Here is a 17,768-nt window from a genome sequence, read left to right as displayed (position 1 = left end):
TTTTCACTCAAAAATCGGATAGCCAATCATGCTAACTCTTGGCCTAGCAGCTATCGTTAAGGATGAGGCAGATAGCTTATTAGAGTGGATCGCGTACCATCGTGTTGTGGGAGTCGATCAATTTTTCATCGCGAATAATGACAGCACCGATGGTACTCGAGAGATGCTATCCGCCTTGCAGGCTGGTGGAATTGTCAATTTCATCGACACGCCAACAATTCCAGGAAAAAAACCGCAGCTTCCAGCCTACACTGCCTTACTAACTCTTGCCAAAAAAAAATGTGACGTGATCGCGTTTATAGATGCTGATGAATTCATCACTCCGATGGACAACACGACATCTATAAAACCATTTATTCAAACAATTTTCGACGACCCGGACGTTTCTGCGCTCGCCTTGAATTGGGCCAACTTTGGGTCATCGGGAGCTGTCTTTATCGAGGATGGCCTGGTAATCGATCGCTTTACCCAACGCGCCAAGAAGGAATTCAGCGTTCACCACCATTACAAAACAATAGTGCGCCCTGAAAATGCCACAAGCTTCCTTAACCCGCATCATGCACATATCAACTACGGACGCTATGTGGACGCACTTGGCGATGAGCTCACACCTCACTCCAAACACGGACACGGATTAAGTGACAAAGCAATCTGGAATGGCGTCAGAATAAATCACTACGCAACAAAATCGCTCGAAGAGTTTCTCTTAGGAAAAAGTCGAAGAGGTAGTGCATCGAAGGAAGGACGCGTCAAGCATAAACGCTATTTCCTTCATCACGACAGAAATGACGAGCAATGCCTATTAGCGGCAAAATTTTCAGTAGCCACGAATGCCGAAATCGATCGCCTCGCGACCATAATCGCCAGCAGCTACGAGACGCAAGCAATGCAAGCAACACAGCCTAAGCATGCAATATCGCGACTAATAAATTGGAAATAAATGACCAATAAACCTACCAAACAGAATCAGTCATTCGAAGGACACCATCACACGCGGGGGCTCGCCACATCGACTCGCAGCATTTCCATTGATGCGGCCTGCGCCGTCGATCTTCAGTAATTCAATTTTTTCGGAAATAAAATCCCCAAGCTTCCACATCGAGAAAATTAGGAACTCACTTCACTGTCATATCAGCCGCCGCCTGAACATCGACGCGTATGACGCGAACTTATCGCGACACCCGTCCGTCAAGGCTAGTCATCGAGGAGACTCGATACATTTAGGAATTACTCATATGCCCCTCTTCAAGGAGACCGCAGCGATGGAAATTCGGAAATCAAGTTGCCGGGATATGAACTCTACCGGCACACCGCCACTCTCTATCGATTGATCTCTCCTCAAAGAAGGGGCTTGTAACATGCGCAATGATCTCAAATAACTTTCAATTCTTTCAGATTTTGAACGACCGCGTCGATGTCCACCGTAAAATTACTGTGCCGACCCTTCGCCTCATCGTCGATCGGGCAGCGCATTTCCATATAGATTTGATCTCTAATCGACGCCAAGAAATAAAAAAACGTATCCGGCATCACTGCAGGCGAGATATTAATTATCTTTGCGCCGGGAGTTGCGAATGCGATATTGGTCATCGCAGCTCCCATTGCTCCAACAACGACCTCCGCATCTTGGAGAGCAGATATTTGTTGCTCCAATGTCATTCCGATCGGATCCACCGAGACGAAACCGTGCTGCGCTAGTCTTTCGGCTAGTTCATTTTCATTCGAGATGGAGCGATTTAAATTGGTGCGACGAATTAGAACCTTCTTCTCGCCGATGCCGGTTGCCCTCCCTCGCATCGTCTCCAACGCACGCCTAACATCCGGAGACATATAGGAGCCGTGGCTCGTCAAACCATCTACAATGACCAATTTAGAAAATAAGCGACACTCTCCTTCTTGCATAGGCAAGCGAGGAATAGCTCCGCAGCCGACTAACTCTAATGAATCCGAGATCACTCGATTCATCCCGTGGCCTACGTTAGGAACCACGAGCAATTCTGGCGCGAAAAACTCAGCCGCTATCAAGGCCTTTGGCAAACACTCCACCAACCAATGGCCATAATTCTGCTCACCTCGTTTACGCAGCAATAAAGCTTCACTGTCGACTCTATCAAATCCGCTTCGACTCGAGACATCTTTAATTATGCGCTCAATTTCCTCAACACTATGCTGAGTTACGGACTCCTGCACCACCTCCATGTCTTTGGTCAAAACAAGTCCTTGACCGGCAACAATAACATCATGCAAACGATATATCCGGATTGGCCTGCCCCGGAATTTTTCTGCAACCCAAGATTTCTTCATAGAGGCCAATTGTTTGGCCGGAATAATATCTTCATTTACAATAAGTGGACGTCTCAGAGAAAAATCCTCCCTCTCCATGACACCAAGTTGCTCATACTCGATTGCCGATATCGGCTTAGTTACAAAAGACATATTGCGCTTACCAATGTTTTGCCACACCTTTACCCGACCACGAATTATTAATAAATTTACATAATTTATTTTCGCGTAAACGCCGAGCCCATGTCCAAACTTTCATGGCGGATTACTGTACACTTCATCCTCGCGCATGTCAATCAGGTTAATATCGAGAGCCTCATATTAAAAACTCATGAGACTCTCGATCAGGAATCGGTCGAGTCACATCACTTATCCAATACAATCTCAATTGGAGAAGCTATAGGCTGACACGCCTTTGGAAAGGCAGGCGTGCAATTATGAGGGCGATCACCATTGGGAAGTTGGGCATAGTACACAATTGATCCAACCCTCTTGACCTTAAAACCCTTTTCATAATTTATGGGACCACTAGTAACAACCGCCTGCTCCAGTCCATCCGGAATAGATAGCGTTATCGCAGAAGCCTTTTTACTACCCGCTTGAGGCGCACGATCGATTGCCAGATTTTCCGTATCAACAACGTACTTAGTAGTGGGCTTTCCCGCCAGTTTTACGGAGACAGATACCGCCGTCTCACCCGGGATTGCATCAAGATCCCCCCCAAAACTTACCGGCATCTTGATCGACCCCCCACCCTGAATAGCAACGCGAGACGTGGAAGAATCTATCAGGCGCTCGACCCATTTGCCATTTCTAAAATCGGCAGCAAATGCACCATTCATCCCATTACTATCGTACTTCGTATAAAACACGACGGGATTACCGCTCCCGTCCACCGCTACTTGAGCGTTATTTACCAACCCCTTCATAGGCCCAGGCGCTATGATCAGAGCAGATTTTTCGGGAGAAACGGGTAGCTTCAACTTGACACCATCAACCGAGAAATAGTTGACGAAATTTGCAGTTTTTACATAACTAAGTGCGAAATTCGAGGAAACGTCTGAATTTCTACGCCACACAATGGCAATGTGGTAATACCCAGCCTGATCTAGGAGAGGAGATGAAGGATACGCACTGACAGGACTTCCTTCCCATCTGTCAGTATAGATCGGCTTATCAATCAACTTCGACCACTTCCCGTGCTCAAGCTTATTTATATACCAAGCACCATTTCCGCTACTCCCATTTCTATAAAAAAATAGCTCCCCACCCTCTCTAGTATGGAGGAATCGAGGATATGTCACATGATTTTCATCAACACCCGTCATACCGGTCAACGTGAAATCTTTAATACTTCTCGGAATTTCACCGTGCCCGTAGACCAAATTAGAGTCGTGCATGTTCGCCGCAACATGCAACACTCCTTCACTATCCAAAAAAAGTTTTGGATATTTATGACTATCCCATCCACTAAATTGAGATCCGAGACGGATTTTACACAATTCCCCATTATCCAGTTGAAGGCTTGCAACGGTAAGCCATCGATTGGCGTCGTAGTATGCAGTATATATTTTTTTGCCATCACTCAAACCTTCATAACCGATCTGAGTACCTGACCAACCATAGTCGATAGTGTATTTCCTTCCGCCGTTATCCATCGAAACCGGCGAAATTTGATGGCAATCCATCTCAGCTGCCACTGCCACTCCGCCTCCTCCAAAAAACAGAGAAGTCAAAAATATGCCGCAGGTCAACTTTCGTCTAAAGTAGATCATTCCAAGAACCCTCCCGTTATAGGCTGGCACATCCTCATCATTTATCAATGATCCAACTGAGAGATGAGCCAGCAGCAGAAAATGGATCAATCACCACTCGCTTGCATCATTTCTCGCGCCCATCGAGAAGAAACCGAACAGCTTGTACCCATTTCTTCGCCACCCCATCTCGCTGGAGTAAGCATAGACTATTTGCGGCATTTTTTCTAATGTGGCTCCGCAACGTTTTCTCATTAAGAATTTTTAGCACAGCAAAAGCCCAAGATTCGGAATTGTTGCCTTTCACAATCAAACCTGAGCGGCCGTCAACTACCTGTTTATATGCAGGAACATTGCTGTACACGGCCGGAATCCCCGCGAGCGCATAGTCTAAGTAAGTCAGATCCTCAATTTGGTCTGAATTCTCGTCGATGAGCGGAGAAACAGCCATAGTGGAATTTTTGCACAGCGCCCTAAACCATGAAACATAGTCCTGATACGAAGAAATCGACAGTGGCATTTCAACAAAATCCGCCATGGAAAGCTGTTTCCCGTCCCCAATTTGAATGACATGCAGTGTCGGAATTTTTTCGAGAACTTCCTTCAGCGCCAACTCCAAAATTTCCACGTCAATGGCTTTAGATTTTGAGCTCACATAAAGCAGACGCTGAACTCCGCTCTTGAACCCGTAACGTCTTGCGACTTCCCCAACGAAGTTCTGACTCAAAGGCGCCAACCAAGCATCGTCATCCAGTGCATTTTCAATAATTTCAACCCGTCGGATTTTTGACTTTAAGCTCGTTGCGGCAATATCAGATGAGCAGGTCACCAAGGAGGCTCTGGATACAAGATCTGGAATTCTGACGCCCGCGAACTCCCTGCCGTCCACATCATAAATCCATGGCAGACCAGCCCGATTTAAAATGTCAGAAAATTTTCTTGCGTCGTGCGATGAGATAGCCCCGTCTTGTACAACAAGGCTGTCTAATTGAGAAGCTCCGCCCGCCATCAGCCAAGGCATAGAAACTGGTCGGATGTCCAATGCTGCCTCCGCGGCTGCCGCAATCAGCGGACGTAGAATTCGCACATCATCTATCGCCCCGTTATCCTCCCCATTTTCGCCACGGAGTAGCACTCCTACTCGACTCAAAGGTTTGAGCTGAGGCCGAAGCAGCGAATAATAGATTTCTCTGTACTTGCTTGCCATATTGGCAGTTGTGCCGTACGTTCCCTCGCCCGCCTGCCAATTACCAACCGCCTCGAGTTTTCGAGAAAATTCCTTTTCATCTCGAATCGCTTTCTTTAGATAAGCAAACACCTCCTGAGGTGAGGCCTCCGGCTTTATATTCCACCCGCATCCGGTAGCTCGAATTCGATCGCCGACCGCTCCGAGATCGATGCCAAAAACTGGAATCCCGCACACCCACATTTCAGTCAGAGTGTGGCAATACGTTTCTGGCCAAATCGATAAAATCATGCCTACATGAGGCTTAATTTCGGCCACTCTTTTCTGAAATTCATCTCTCGTATACTCTCCATGATGCACGCCAAAATGCTTTATCTGCGCAATGGTCTTTCCCAAGAAATGAAATTCGAACTGGTTATCCTTATCAAGCTTAGATAGCTGTTCAAAAAGGAGCGCACCCTTCGCAATAGAGATATTGCCAGGAACGAGAACTCGCACACGCTCTCCGGGAGCCGGACATTTTCCGACAAAGGAGAATTTCTCGAAGTCGCGACCGTGAGGAATAACCTCGAATTTTTCCTTCTGATCCGGATAAACACTCGAAAATATGGAAACAGCAGACGGCGTGGTCGTAATCAGCCGATCGCAGCTTCCCATGAATTCACGCATTGATTTGCGCCAGCGAAATGAAAACTCCTCTGGCAAGTTGTATTTTGGCCACAAAAGATTTAATTTTTTCCCAAGCGGGTCGACGCCACAATAGCGATTATTTTCATCGATCAGATTTACCGAATAACAAACGCTATAAAAGTCGTGCACAGAATAGACAACGGGAATTCCTAGAGATTTTGCCGCTTCGGCCAATCCAAGGCTGTGCCACGCGGTATGACGGATATGAAGTAGATCGATCGAGTTTCGATACATCATATCGAGAACGATTCTGTCATACTCATTAGATCGATGAGTATACGGCTCCATTTCCGCCGAAAGGTCTCGAATCTCAACTTCTACGAGCCCATTCGCCTCCAAATGCGAGAGCGTCAAGCGCACGCCATCGGAGTGCAATAGCCAACAATCGTAATGCCCGCGCATTCCACGCATGAGATCGAGATTCGTCTGTGGCGTTCCACCGGTCTGAGTCGAAATAACGTAGAGAATTCTAGGAATAATATTATCGCGACGCGCCGACTCCAGTCGGCCGCGAATTCTCGAGCGCAATAAGGAAAATTCCATATCAGAGAATCTCTGAGTCAGTACTTTATACTCAGGATACTCTTTCAAAAGCTGCTTTGCGCCAGCGGCGATTAGTTCGGTCTTTTCTTCTTGGAAACTTTGCGACCTCTGATGCAGAACATAGGCTTTATCACAAACCAAATTCACCCAACCTGCATACATGGCACGCATGCAGAAATCATTTTCCTCACCGTACCCTCGAGGAAATTTTTTATTATCGAATCCTCCGATTTCCTCTATTAAGGCTCTCTTAATGTACATGCAGAACCCATTTCCGGTCGGCACCGGAAGCCCGTAGCCCTTACCAGACTGACGTACGAGATACCCAACATCGTCGGCACTCAAATGCTCTGGGCGAGGGTTAAATTTCCCGAATTCCGGAACAGAGAATGCACCCGAATTGTCAGACAAGGCGGTGACAGTCGCAACATGAGATTGGGAATATGCGCAGTACCGCATATTCTGCAGCCAATTCCTAGTCACCACCGTATCACTATTAAGCAATACGACGTCTCTGCCCGAGCACATTTTTAGCGCAGCGTTAACATTCTCGGTATATCCGACATTTTTAGAATTTCTATGGACTCTAAATCCCGGTCGCACACTATACTTTTTTAGCAGTGCGGGAATTCGGTCGTCTGGACTAGCATCATCCATAATCAATACTTCAGCATCGAGAATGAGATTTTGCGATAGCGCCTCTAAACAACGCGATGTAGCCTCCCAAGCATTGAACACTGGCACAACCACTGTAACCGGAGGAATTGACCCTCTGCGGAAGACGGAGAGATATTCAGGCAGTGGTATATTTCCGCGTGGTTTTACAGTCTTGAGAGTGGTGCTTCCGTTTTTCAATAACACACCGTCAGCACGGACCTCAATCTCCTGACCCGGGAGCAAAAGACCGGGCGGAAATGAAATAAAAAAGCCGGCCGCTTTACCATCCATACCCGCGCGCGAAACATCTGGACGCGCCCTTGACGTCGGCATGGATAAAACAAATTGTCCATCGACCGACAACGATATCGAAACAGACTGACCTGGTTTAGTGGTATCGACCGCCCACCCGGCAATCCCCTTCTCATCGACAATGTCTACATTTCCTCGAATCGATTTAGAAGAAAGTACTTTCTTTGACGGGGAAATCTGTTCTTTTGATGCAATAGAAGATTGACCTTTTCCTAGATCTTTGGCCTCTCTCCCCAAAGATTCATTCTTTCGCTCCAGCGCAGAAGTGGCGGCAGTTGCATTGATTGTCTTAGAGTTCTTCGCCGGCGTTGCCTCATTGTTTTTCACATTTTTTTGTTTTTCCGACGACGTGTCAACTTCGGCCAACAGATATCCCTTACCGGCTCTCTCCAAGACCTTGTCGAGTTTCTCAGGAATAAATCTCGCACTCTCGACCCTACCCAACTGCGGCAAAGGGAGTCTTCCTTCATATTGCCCGTGCCTGAGGAAATGAAGCAGAGGATTTACCCCATTTTCAGCAACATCCGGATAGCTCCGAAGATAGTGGGTAGTGTCAAACCCGGGACCAGGGTCTCGACCCTCTCTAGCCCCGTGAAGAAAATAATGCATATGCGGATCAACCCCAGCGATAGCCACGTCTGGGTATTGCTGCAAATACCAGTTCACATCAAATAGCTCGGAATTTCGAATAACTGACAAATCAGTAGCCGCGGAACCACCCTTGCCTTTTTCCGACCCACTCGTAATCTTGCGCATTTTTTTAAAAATCCGACCGATAGTCAACTCATGGCCATCCAGGGATTTAGTATTTTTCTTTTCTAAAATATCATCTTCCATTTCGCGCGCCGATTTCAAGTTAGCACGATTTTCTTTACTCATTTTTTGGCCCCTTTCGACTTCATCGAGATTTGCGTGGCACCGCCACCACAACCCGCTTCAATTACAAGACAATAGAAATCCGTCGAGTTACTTGGAATATGCGGCTATGCCCTCTTCGACATCATCGAAAATCTCAACATGTCCATCACGAAGCAACAAGACGATATCGCACATTTTCCGAACCTGCCCCATTCCATGCGTAACCAAAATTAGATTTGCCTTACCCACTCGACGCTTAAATTCCTCGGCGGCTTTTTCTCGAAAATGCGCATCCCCCACCGACATTGCCTCGTCGACCATATAGTAGTCAAAGTCAAAGGCCAAACTCAGGCCGAAGCGGAGTCGCGCACCCATGCCGGAAGAGTATGTTTTGACCGGATGATCGAAATACTCACCTAACTCCGCAAATCCTTCGACATAAGCGATCACCTTCTGCATATGATCGCCCTCAGCTCCCAACGATCGGCAAACGAATTTCACATTTTGCCGTCCAGTAAGTGAGCCTTGAAAACCACCACCGAGGCCGACAGGCCAAGATATTCGTTTGTCGGTGATGATCCTTCCACTATCTGGAATATCTGTGCCGCAAAGCAAACGCATCAATGTACTTTTCCCGGCACCATTCTTTCCAATCAAGGCGATGTTTTTATTGGGAGGCACCACAAGTGACAGATCCCGAAAAACATATTTCCGACCATTTTTCGTCACATAGGATTTAGTTAACGCCGACAATTCGATCATTTGACTATACCTTGGGCGCGCGCAAGATTTGACGTCGCCGCCTATACGCCATCATCACAATCAGCATCAATACGAGTGAAAAACATATCGGATACTCTATTCCCACTCCCTTAGTATTCGGATAATTATCAAAGGTCGCCAGCCTGATTTCATTAACTATTCCAACATATGGATTTAGGGCGAAAACGAACATTTTTTCCTGCGGAACGTTCCAAATAGGAAAGAAAACGCCGGAGGTGATATATAACGGAATAAAACTGAGCTTACATATCCGAGTCGAATTAGGAACAAAATTCCCAATCATTGCAAACCCGACACCTAAGGCAAACGACAAAAACACCCCAACCGCCACGGCCCCCAGCCATTCCAATGGGTTGCTTATTAGCACATCACGCTGAAGCCAAAACCCCAGAAAGAAGCTAAGAATGGCAAAGGCGCACGAATATGTGCACAATTCGACAATCAATCGAGCGACAAAGGTATCAAGCGGCATCACCTGTCGGTACGAGAACAACCCTTGATTTGCCTGTATCGAATCTGTTAAGCGCCATGCAATATTTCTCATCATATGAAAGGGAACGATTCCGCTGAATAAAAATACAACGAAATCCATCCCTTGCATCGGCATCGCTCGCAGCACGGCATGAAATATCAAAATGACAACGAGAATCGCCAGCGGCTCCAGAATAACCCAAAGAAAACCCATTCTTCGAGCACCGAACCGAGTTTGCATCTCCCGCATAAATAAAGCGAAAAGAACCGATTGCACTATCTTTATAGATGATCGGGTCGCCTTAAATGGTGAATCAAGATCGGACACAATATTTCTCCACCGTCAATTGCTTAAATCCCGCCCCAAAACCAATACTTGAACAATCGGCGAGATGATTTTTTGCATTTCGTACACTGGTGCATTGGTTACGTACACTGTGTCATCTGGCTGAACCAAGAAATTTTTTGCCAAAAACATCGAAACAGGTTCGCGCATATCCAATTGAAATACTTCTGCCTTATCCTTCTCTCCATTTCGACCATTTACCAAACGAAATACGAACACCCCACTTGGATTAGCCGTGCGCTCGCTTAGTCCTCCGACTGATCCCAGTACCTCTAAGAGACTGGGAGTGGACGACGGAAAATCGTGAAGGCCGGGCTGGGTAACCGCTCCCATAGCAACAAAGCGCTTTCTTGCTCGCTCGAGCACAATTTCAGAGTTTGGTGGTACCGGGACATTCCCCCCCGACAGAAGATCTTGATAGTTGTAACTACGCACCGATTTCCCAGTACGAAGCACTACGTTAATTAGATACGGCTCGAGGACCGGCCCCCCCGCTTGATTTATTGCATCAAGAATAGTAAGAGGTCCTTGCAGAACAGAAAAACGCCCCGGAGTTTTAACCGCTCCCGCCACAAGAACCGAGGCAGATAGATTACTAATCAACTCGATGTGTACTTGTGGTTCACTAGCTTTCCCTTTTACACCACGTCGAATGATGTTTTCCGCTTGAGCCAACGTAACGTCACGCACGACTTCCGTCCCCATATAGGGGAGTGAGATTCTTCCGCGCGCATCGACCCTCACTTGAGCAAACACCGTACCGCCTTGTGCCAGTGGAGCAAATACCGTCTTATCGGCGCCACTATCATCCGAAATGACGACCTTCAGCACGTCTCCAGGCATAAGACGAACCTCTGGCTCTTCTGGGCGCGCAACGTGCTTTAGTAGTGGGCTATCTTCGGGCTTCATATACGGCCCGATATTCGTCGCCGAGAGATTTACCAATTCATAGGGATAGTCCGAATCTTGGGAATTACTTTCGTGTTTAATAGTAAGAATTTGAGGTCCGGCGCCAGACAATACGCCGCAACCACCCAACAATGTAAGACCAACAATAACCGCAAACCCGCAAGCGGAGCGAATGTATTTCATATCTCGATATATCGACAAAATTCTATTTTTCATGCCGTTTGCCACTCTACCTAGTCTTTATGATCGTTGACTGATGCAATGGCGAAGCGAGTAATCCCATAGATCAACAACAGAAGAACAAAAGTTGTGAACAAGCTATAAATTCTTCGTGGGAATAAAGCCTCATCCGGCATGTTCGGACTTACGACAACAACCAAACTCCGCAGTTTTCGCGTCGCGTCAATTTGCGCGCTCTGCAAGGAGGCGACTGACGCTTTATAAGACTCCTCCGCAATACCAGCATCCAATTCCAGCCCATGGAATTGAGAAGCAACAACGTTCAATTTTCCTTTAGAATTATCAGAAATCAGCTTCTGCTCTTCAACGGAAATTTGTTTCCGAATCGCTTCAATCTGTATTTTTTGCTGTCGCACCTGAGGACTATCGCCACTCAAACTGGCTTGCATAGCACGCAAAACTGCGCTTTGCTTGGTAAGATCTGCTTGCAATCCATTAATTATGTCATTACTAGCAACGGCTGCTTGGCGCGCATCGAGGACGTTATTTTTCCCCTGAAATTGCAACAATGCCATCTGCCTTTCATGGTAATTTAGGCGAGAGCGCTCCAACTCCCCTTCAGCGAAATTCACCTGCTCGCGCGCCAGCCTGTGAGACATCTCATTCACAAACCGATCACTTTCATCAATAATTGCAGATAACGTTTTATTTGCAAATTCTTGGTCAAATCCTTGCACCTGAATCGTCAAAAGTCCGGTTGCTTCGTCAAACTGAGCCGTTACCATCCGCTGGTAGTATTTCAACAGCCTCTCTTTCGTGGCATCCGATGGCAAGTAATACCACGGATCTCGAAGCCTCCCGGCATAATGCTGGCTCCAATGCAACTTCTGTTGAAGCACCGTCAACATGTCTTGAGATGTCACATATTCGCGAACATAGAGTGTCTCTGCCGATGAACCTCCCATCAATCCACCACCGCCCATCAGCGCAGCCAATCCAGATATTGGAGCGGCGCCACTCGCATTATCTGAGCTAACTTTATGAACAACAACCTCTGATGAACTTATGTAGCGATTCTCAGCAAGAAGACCATAATAAATTGCAGCAATAATTGTTGGCACAACGACCATGCCCAATAGAAGTCGATGCTTTTTTATTCTTCCAGTAACCATTTTATTCTCAATTCCGCTTCATATTGTGAACAATGACTCACCCCGTTCGGCGCCCCCACCTCACGCACCGATCAATACCATGGACGCAAAAAAATCGGAGTCGCATTTAATGCAAAATCAGGCTGCAGATAATTAAGATTCGGATTGTAATAAGGATCATGTCGCATCACATGCGACCAGCGTTTTCGCATATAGCTCACTTCGGCTTTAGCACGGCGTTGCTGAGCTCTAGACTCGTCCTTTCCGCGCGATATTGATTCGTGGTGGTATAACATTGCGTGCGGAGTCCACACCACGCGGAACCCCATGCCCCGTATTCGCAAGCAATAATCTACGTCGTTAAAAGCCACTTTGAGATTCGTTTCGTCAAGACCACCTACGGCCTGGTAAACGGATTTCCGGGTTAGAAGACACGCCGCTGTAACCGCGGACAAATCTTGAGCGACTAACGCTCTACCCATATAACCCGGCTCGTCCCGTCCGATCCCGTTATGCAAGTGATCGGCACATCCCCCGGGTCCAACAGTGTCGCCAGCATGCTGGACCGTACCGTCGCCATACAGTAGTTTGGCTCCGACGGCGCCAACACCATCACTCAACAACACTCCGACCATCTCATCCAACCAATCCGGCGAAATCACTTCCGTATCGTTGTTGAGCAGACACACCAGTTCGCCCTTCGCCTCGGCGATCGCCATGTTGTTGATGCGCGAGTAATTGAACGGCTCATCAAACGGCAATACCCGAACATTGGCTACCTGCTTCAAGCTCTGCAGGTAAGTCAGTGTGTCGGGTTCGGTGCTTTGGTTATCAACAACGAGGATTTCATATGGTCCATAGCGCGTCTTTTCCAGCACGCTGGAGATGCAACGGCTCAGGTGTCCCAACTGATCACGCGTAGGAATGACAATGCTGACCAACGGCGCCGGCTCAGCCACCGGATAGCGCACCCGACAACGGCCCGGCCCCGTGCCCTCAACTTCAGCCGACACGCCCATGCGCCGCAGATGCGCGGCCACTGCACAAACCGTCTCCGCGCCATCATCCCGTTCATCCCGTGGTGTCATATGCCAGAGCGGTGCGGGCGCGTGGACCATCGGCGAGCCGAGCTCGCTCAGCGCCAACAGCAAAGCGTGCATCACGTTGACATCTGTCGCGTCCACGCCGAATCCCTGCAGGCGATCCGCATACTGGCCGTTCCAGACAAAAGCATCGCCGATATAGTTAGTGGAACGCAGCAGCTCGGGAGACCAGTCTGGCTTGAAAATGGGATCGCGCAGTTGGCCGTCAGTCCCCGCGACGTCATGATCGGCATAAATAGCAGCAGCATCAGGCGTTTTGATGACAGCATCCGCGAGGCAAAACAACGCCTGCTCTGAGAGTGTCACTCCAGCCCGGATAGCGAGGTGCCAGGAATTCTCAGCGGCCGGTGTCGAAATCAACCGGGTTAAATCATCTGAGAAATCGTCTCGCACCTCGACTTTAAAGTGCTGATATGTCTGCGCCTGCAAACTGGCACGCGTAGCATCGATATCAGCCTGCGTAGTTTGCCGGCTCACCCAGAGCGAAATATTAAATATTGGTGAATATTGCCAACGCTTCACGCGACGAGCCATCAACGCACGGTCCGCCGGCGTAATAGCATAGAACTCCTGATACCACCCTGCGTAACCTGCGCGATACACGTTCGCGCGAAAGCGGCACGCCACGTCGTATGCGTGATCAAGATCGCGGAAAAGGGTGACCGGCGTAAGTCCTGCCCGGGCGCAGCGCCGCATGGGTTGCTTGTACAGCGTATTCGCCGCCCGCCAGAACTGCCGCAAGCGGTACTCCGCGACACTCAGGCGGCGATGCTGAAGGAATCGGACTTGAAGGGCGGGTTCATCGCTGTCCATGATCAAATGGACAGTCCGCACGGCAGCGGGAGTCCTGACCAGTTCCTGGATATGGCCCTTACTGCTGATTAAGACTTTTAACGCCTGCGTGCGATCATCATGCATCGTCAGCACGACAGTCGCTACGCAGGCCTTGGAATTACCTACCACTTGCCCCTCTACAAGCCAAGCCGTGGCAGCACGCCAACTCCCCTTATGTACGATTTTAGCCACCACTTCTTCACTACCTGCCTTAACCATGACGCAACTTTGGATCCGCGATTATAATTCACAGTCAGAAAAGGAAGACTAGAAAAAACCTAGAAGTCTCAAACATGCGCAGATCCATACTATTTCTCCAGGGGCCTCCGTCGCTTTTTTGGCGTCAGTTGAGCGACCACTTCGATGCCGCACTCGTGCGCACGCATCGAATCAATCTTTCCTTGGGGGACTGGGCCTACTGGCGCAAACCGGGCGCGGCCAACTACCGCGGCCGCTTTAGCCGCTGGGCGGATTTTCTGCGCGATTATCTGGTGCGCCACGAGATCACCGACATCTTCTACTTTGCCGACCGCCTGCCCTATCATGCGGTCGCGCGCGAAGTCGCCGAGTCGCTCGGCATTCGCACATACTCGATCGAATTCGGCTACTTGCGCCCCGACTGGCTCACCCTCGAGCGAGGCGGCATGGGCACGCTGTCACACTTCCCCACCGACCCGAAGGCGATCCGCGCAATTGCCCGCCGCGTCGGGCCATTCAAGCCGGACACCAAGCACTATTCGCACAGTTTCGGGCAAGAAGCGTTTAACGAGGTGCTTTATAACCTCCTGACCTCGCTGGTGCCATATTTTTTCCCGCTCTATCGTACCGACAAATATTACCTGCCATTACTCGACTATCTGCGCTGGCTGCCGCGCATGATCGGCCAACGTCTGCATGAGCCCGCGCGGGTCGCCGCCGCCGACGTATTGCGCCACTCGGGCGCTCGCTACTGGATGCTCGCGCTGCAAATGCAGGCCGATTACCAGTTGCGCGCCAATTCCGCGTACAGCGATCAGCGGCAAGTAATCGAGGAAGTCATTGCGTCGTTCGCGCAGCACGCTCCGCAGGACGGCTCGCTGATCATCAAGCTGCATCCGCTCGACAATGGCATGGAGCGCTGGGAGAAATTCGTCGCGCGCACGGCAAAACGGTACGACGTAGCGTCGCGCGTCATTGCCGTGACGGACTGCGACCTCAAGCGCACGATCAAGCACAGCAAAGGTGTCATTGCGGTGAATTCGACCGTGGGCCTGCATGCCTTGCGCGCCAATTGCCCGGTGAAAGTGCTCGGCATGGCGATGTACGACATTGCGGGCCTCACGCACCAGGGTTCGCTGGAAACGTTCTGGACCAGGCCCGAGCGCGTCAATAAACCGTTGCTCAACGACTTCGTGGCGGCGATTGCCGCCACCGTACAGATACATGGCTCGTTCTACAACCGTGCGGGCCGCGACGCAGCGTGCGTCGAAATCGTGCGCCGCGTGATGAACGACGCAGTCAACGGCCAGGGCGCCTTTGTCGATCCTCCACCGCGACTCGATCGCGCGCTGCGGTCGAACGTTCCGATCTTCGGTTCGTTGAAAGGCAGCGGCATCGAGCCGGCAGGTACACGCCCGGTCGCTAAGCCTCCCGAAACAGCCGCGCGACCCAGTGCCGCCAACGTGGCACCCGCGGCGTAGCACGCCATTCGACGAGTTCCTGCAGCGCACGCTCCGGCGTGGTGAAGCGTCTCGTCGTTCGGCTCACGTACGTGGGATACAGAATCAGCGCGGCGGCAACGAGCTCGTCGAGCGTCAGCATACGGTCGCGCCGCTGACGCACCGGTTCCGTCAATCCCGCATCGTGCGACACACCCCAGCCCGCATAGAACGGCTGCCCATAAGTCACCACCTTCACGCCGCGCAGCAGCGCCTCGAATCCGGCCAGCGACGTCAGCACATGGACTTCGTCCACGCTGCCGAGCAACTGGTGAAACGACACTGAGCCAATCGTCTCGTCGCACCACTGCGCCGCGTCGCTCTCGCCACGCCCGATCTTGCGCAGGCCAGCCATCACGTCCGGGTGCGGCTTGTACAGCAGATACGCATCGGGATTGGCAGCACGCACGGCCTGCAACAGATCCATATTGCCGCGAATCCCGGACGCACCGAAGCGAATCGACGCATCGGTCTCGACCTGTCCGGGCACAAGAATCACGCGCCTGCCCTCCGGACGAACCCAGTTCGCGTGTCCGGTGAGGTTGTATTTGGTAATGCCCGCGTCGCAAATGGCCTGGCGCAGACCCGCCGCGCGCTCGAGCAGTTCGGGCGTGAACGCGGTTTGCGCGAGCAGCGTTTCCAGCCGCGAAGGCCGCGTGGCGTCGTAATAGATACCGACGTCGTCCTGCACCCACGACAGCGGACGAGTCAGATCGGCCCCGAGGCCGACGGAGCGCACGAAGCCGTCCTCGACGCGGATGACCTTTTGCGTTGTGGACAGCGCGGGCGCGAGCCGGTCGTCGAGCTTGCGCCCCCATGTGGCAACCGCGCGGTCGATCGCGCGCGGCACGCGCCACCGAAAACGAACGGCGCTGCCGCCGAAGAATTGACGCACATAGTCCTTCTTCCAGCCGGAAAAGCCGAGCGCATCGATATCGACGGGAAATCGCTGTCGCATCCGCCGCTGCAACGCCAGCCATGCCAGCACGGTTTCGACCTCGCAGCGCTCGCCGGTTTCCGGATCGACGTAGCGGCAGTAATCGATCAGCGCCGCGTGAACCAGTTGTTCCAGCGTGGCCGCGCCACGTCGCGCGGGCGCCGGCAATGCGTCCCGCGTCAGTCCCCAGCCCGCATAGAACGGCATGCCGAAGACGCGCACCGGCACCCCCCACATCAGCGCCTCGAAGCCGAGTTGCGACGTGACGGTATACACCTCGTGCACCAGCGGCAGCAGGCTGGCCGGATGCACATTGTCGTCCAGCACCTGCACGCGCGGCATCGCCCGCACCGCATCGAGATCGAAGTGGCCGTGCTTGCGGCCGGACACGACGTCAGGATGGACCTTGAGCAGGATGGTGCGATCGGGATGCTCGTGCAGCGCGGCCGCGAGCATCCGGTGAAAACTGGCGGCATCGGCGAGACCGCAGGAGATCGATGCATCGCCGCGCGTCTGGTCCACGACCAATACGCATCCATCGGGCAATGCCCTGCCCAGGTCGCGACTATGGTTGTACTTGGACACGCGGCCATCCCGCCACGCTGCGGCCAGTGCGCGGGCCCGTACGATCTGGTCGTCGCGCAGCGGCTGCGCGATCAGCGACTCGAGCCGCGACGGCTGACTCGCATCGAGATAAAGCCCGATATCGTCGAAAATGATCGCGAGCGGCGGATCGTCCTTGCCGAGTCCGACGGAGCGCAAAAAGCCGTCTTCGATGTGATAGACGGCGAGGCCGTGCTTCTGCGCATAGCGTTGAGCCGCCAGTGCGCTCGGGCGGCGCCCCCAGGCGAGCACGCCCGCGCCGGCCACCGGTTCGCCGACCGACCGGTAGTGCAACTGGAAATCGTCGAGCAACGCGGCGAGTGTCGGGATGCGGTTCACGCCCGGCGCCTGTGTATAGGCCGTCGGCAGCGAACCCGCCAATGCATCGGGCAGCGCCTGTCCGGCGACTTCGCCCCGGGCAACAGAAAAATCAGTCAAAGACACGAGCCTCGACAAATATGGCCGCAAGCG

11 protein-coding genes are annotated in these 17,768 nt (G+C 51.2%); 2 read left to right on the top strand and 9 right to left on the bottom strand.

Translation table 11 applies throughout. The features are described 5' to 3' along the window. The first annotated feature begins 28 nt into the window (after nucleotides 1-28). Nucleotides 29-940 (top strand): glycosyltransferase family 2 protein, encoded by a 912-nt coding sequence (locus AC1Z3W_RS22170; RefSeq protein ID WP_483508452.1) that lies wholly within the window; start codon nucleotides 29-31, stop codon nucleotides 938-940. Between the two features lie 431 nt (nucleotides 941-1,371). Here AC1Z3W_RS22170 and AC1Z3W_RS22165 read toward each other — a convergent pair whose 3' ends face one another. The 8 genes from AC1Z3W_RS22165 to AC1Z3W_RS22130 all read right to left on the bottom strand — a co-directional run bounded on the left by AC1Z3W_RS22165 (nucleotide 1,372) and on the right by AC1Z3W_RS22130 (nucleotide 14,279). Continuing rightward, entirely contained in the window at nucleotides 1,372-2,436 is a 1,065-nt protein-coding gene (locus AC1Z3W_RS22165) for a glycosyltransferase family 61 protein (protein WP_483508451.1), read from the bottom strand. A gap of 212 nt (nucleotides 2,437-2,648) precedes the next feature. Then, the gene (locus tag AC1Z3W_RS22160) at nucleotides 2,649-4,148 is read right to left on the bottom strand and encodes a BNR repeat-containing protein (RefSeq protein WP_483508450.1); all 1,500 of its coding nucleotides are present in this window, start codon (nucleotides 4,146-4,148) and stop codon (nucleotides 2,649-2,651) included. A 16-nt stretch (nucleotides 4,149-4,164) separates the two neighbouring features. Beyond that, nucleotides 4,165-8,304: a glycosyltransferase gene (locus AC1Z3W_RS22155; RefSeq protein WP_483508449.1), complete on the bottom strand. Its 4,140-nt coding sequence runs from the start codon at nucleotides 8,302-8,304 to the stop codon at nucleotides 4,165-4,167. Nucleotides 8,305-8,391: 87 nt separating this feature from the next. After that, a complete protein-coding gene (locus AC1Z3W_RS22150) occupies nucleotides 8,392-9,045 on the bottom strand; it encodes an ABC transporter ATP-binding protein (RefSeq protein WP_483508448.1) in 654 nt (217 codons plus the stop codon). A 4-nt stretch (nucleotides 9,046-9,049) separates the two neighbouring features. Beyond that, nucleotides 9,050-9,865 (bottom strand): ABC transporter permease, encoded by an 816-nt coding sequence (locus AC1Z3W_RS22145; protein ID WP_483508447.1) that lies wholly within the window; start codon nucleotides 9,863-9,865, stop codon nucleotides 9,050-9,052. Between the two features lie 15 nt (nucleotides 9,866-9,880). Further along, on the bottom strand, nucleotides 9,881-11,008 hold the full coding sequence (locus AC1Z3W_RS22140; RefSeq protein ID WP_483508446.1) for a polysaccharide biosynthesis/export family protein: 1,128 nt from the start codon (nucleotides 11,006-11,008) through the stop codon (nucleotides 9,881-9,883). A gap of 17 nt (nucleotides 11,009-11,025) precedes the next feature. Then, entirely contained in the window at nucleotides 11,026-12,144 is a 1,119-nt protein-coding gene (locus AC1Z3W_RS22135) for a KpsE/RkpR family capsule polysaccharide export protein (protein ID WP_483508445.1), read from the bottom strand. Nucleotides 12,145-12,215: 71 nt separating this feature from the next. After that, nucleotides 12,216-14,279: a glycosyltransferase family 2 protein gene (locus AC1Z3W_RS22130; protein ID WP_483508444.1), complete on the bottom strand. Its 2,064-nt coding sequence runs from the start codon at nucleotides 14,277-14,279 to the stop codon at nucleotides 12,216-12,218. A 128-nt stretch (nucleotides 14,280-14,407) separates the two neighbouring features. Between AC1Z3W_RS22130 and AC1Z3W_RS22125 the strand changes: the two genes are divergently transcribed. Beyond that, nucleotides 14,408-15,739 carry a capsule biosynthesis protein gene (locus AC1Z3W_RS22125; protein ID WP_483508443.1) on the top strand — a complete coding sequence of 444 codons (1,332 nt, stop codon included), beginning with the start codon at nucleotides 14,408-14,410 and terminating at the stop codon, nucleotides 15,737-15,739. Here AC1Z3W_RS22125 and AC1Z3W_RS22120 read toward each other — a convergent pair. After that, nucleotides 15,681-17,741, bottom strand: a complete 2,061-nt coding sequence (locus AC1Z3W_RS22120) for a capsular polysaccharide biosynthesis protein (protein WP_483508442.1) — start codon at nucleotides 17,739-17,741, stop codon at nucleotides 15,681-15,683. The genes AC1Z3W_RS22125 and AC1Z3W_RS22120 overlap by 59 nt on opposite strands. Between the last annotated feature and the right edge of the window lie 27 nt (nucleotides 17,742-17,768).

This window comes from Burkholderia sp. 10_S31 (assembly GCF_056930375.1).
The sequence above is the reverse complement of the archived record's forward strand: the minus strand, read 5'-3'. Positions and strand labels throughout refer to the sequence as shown.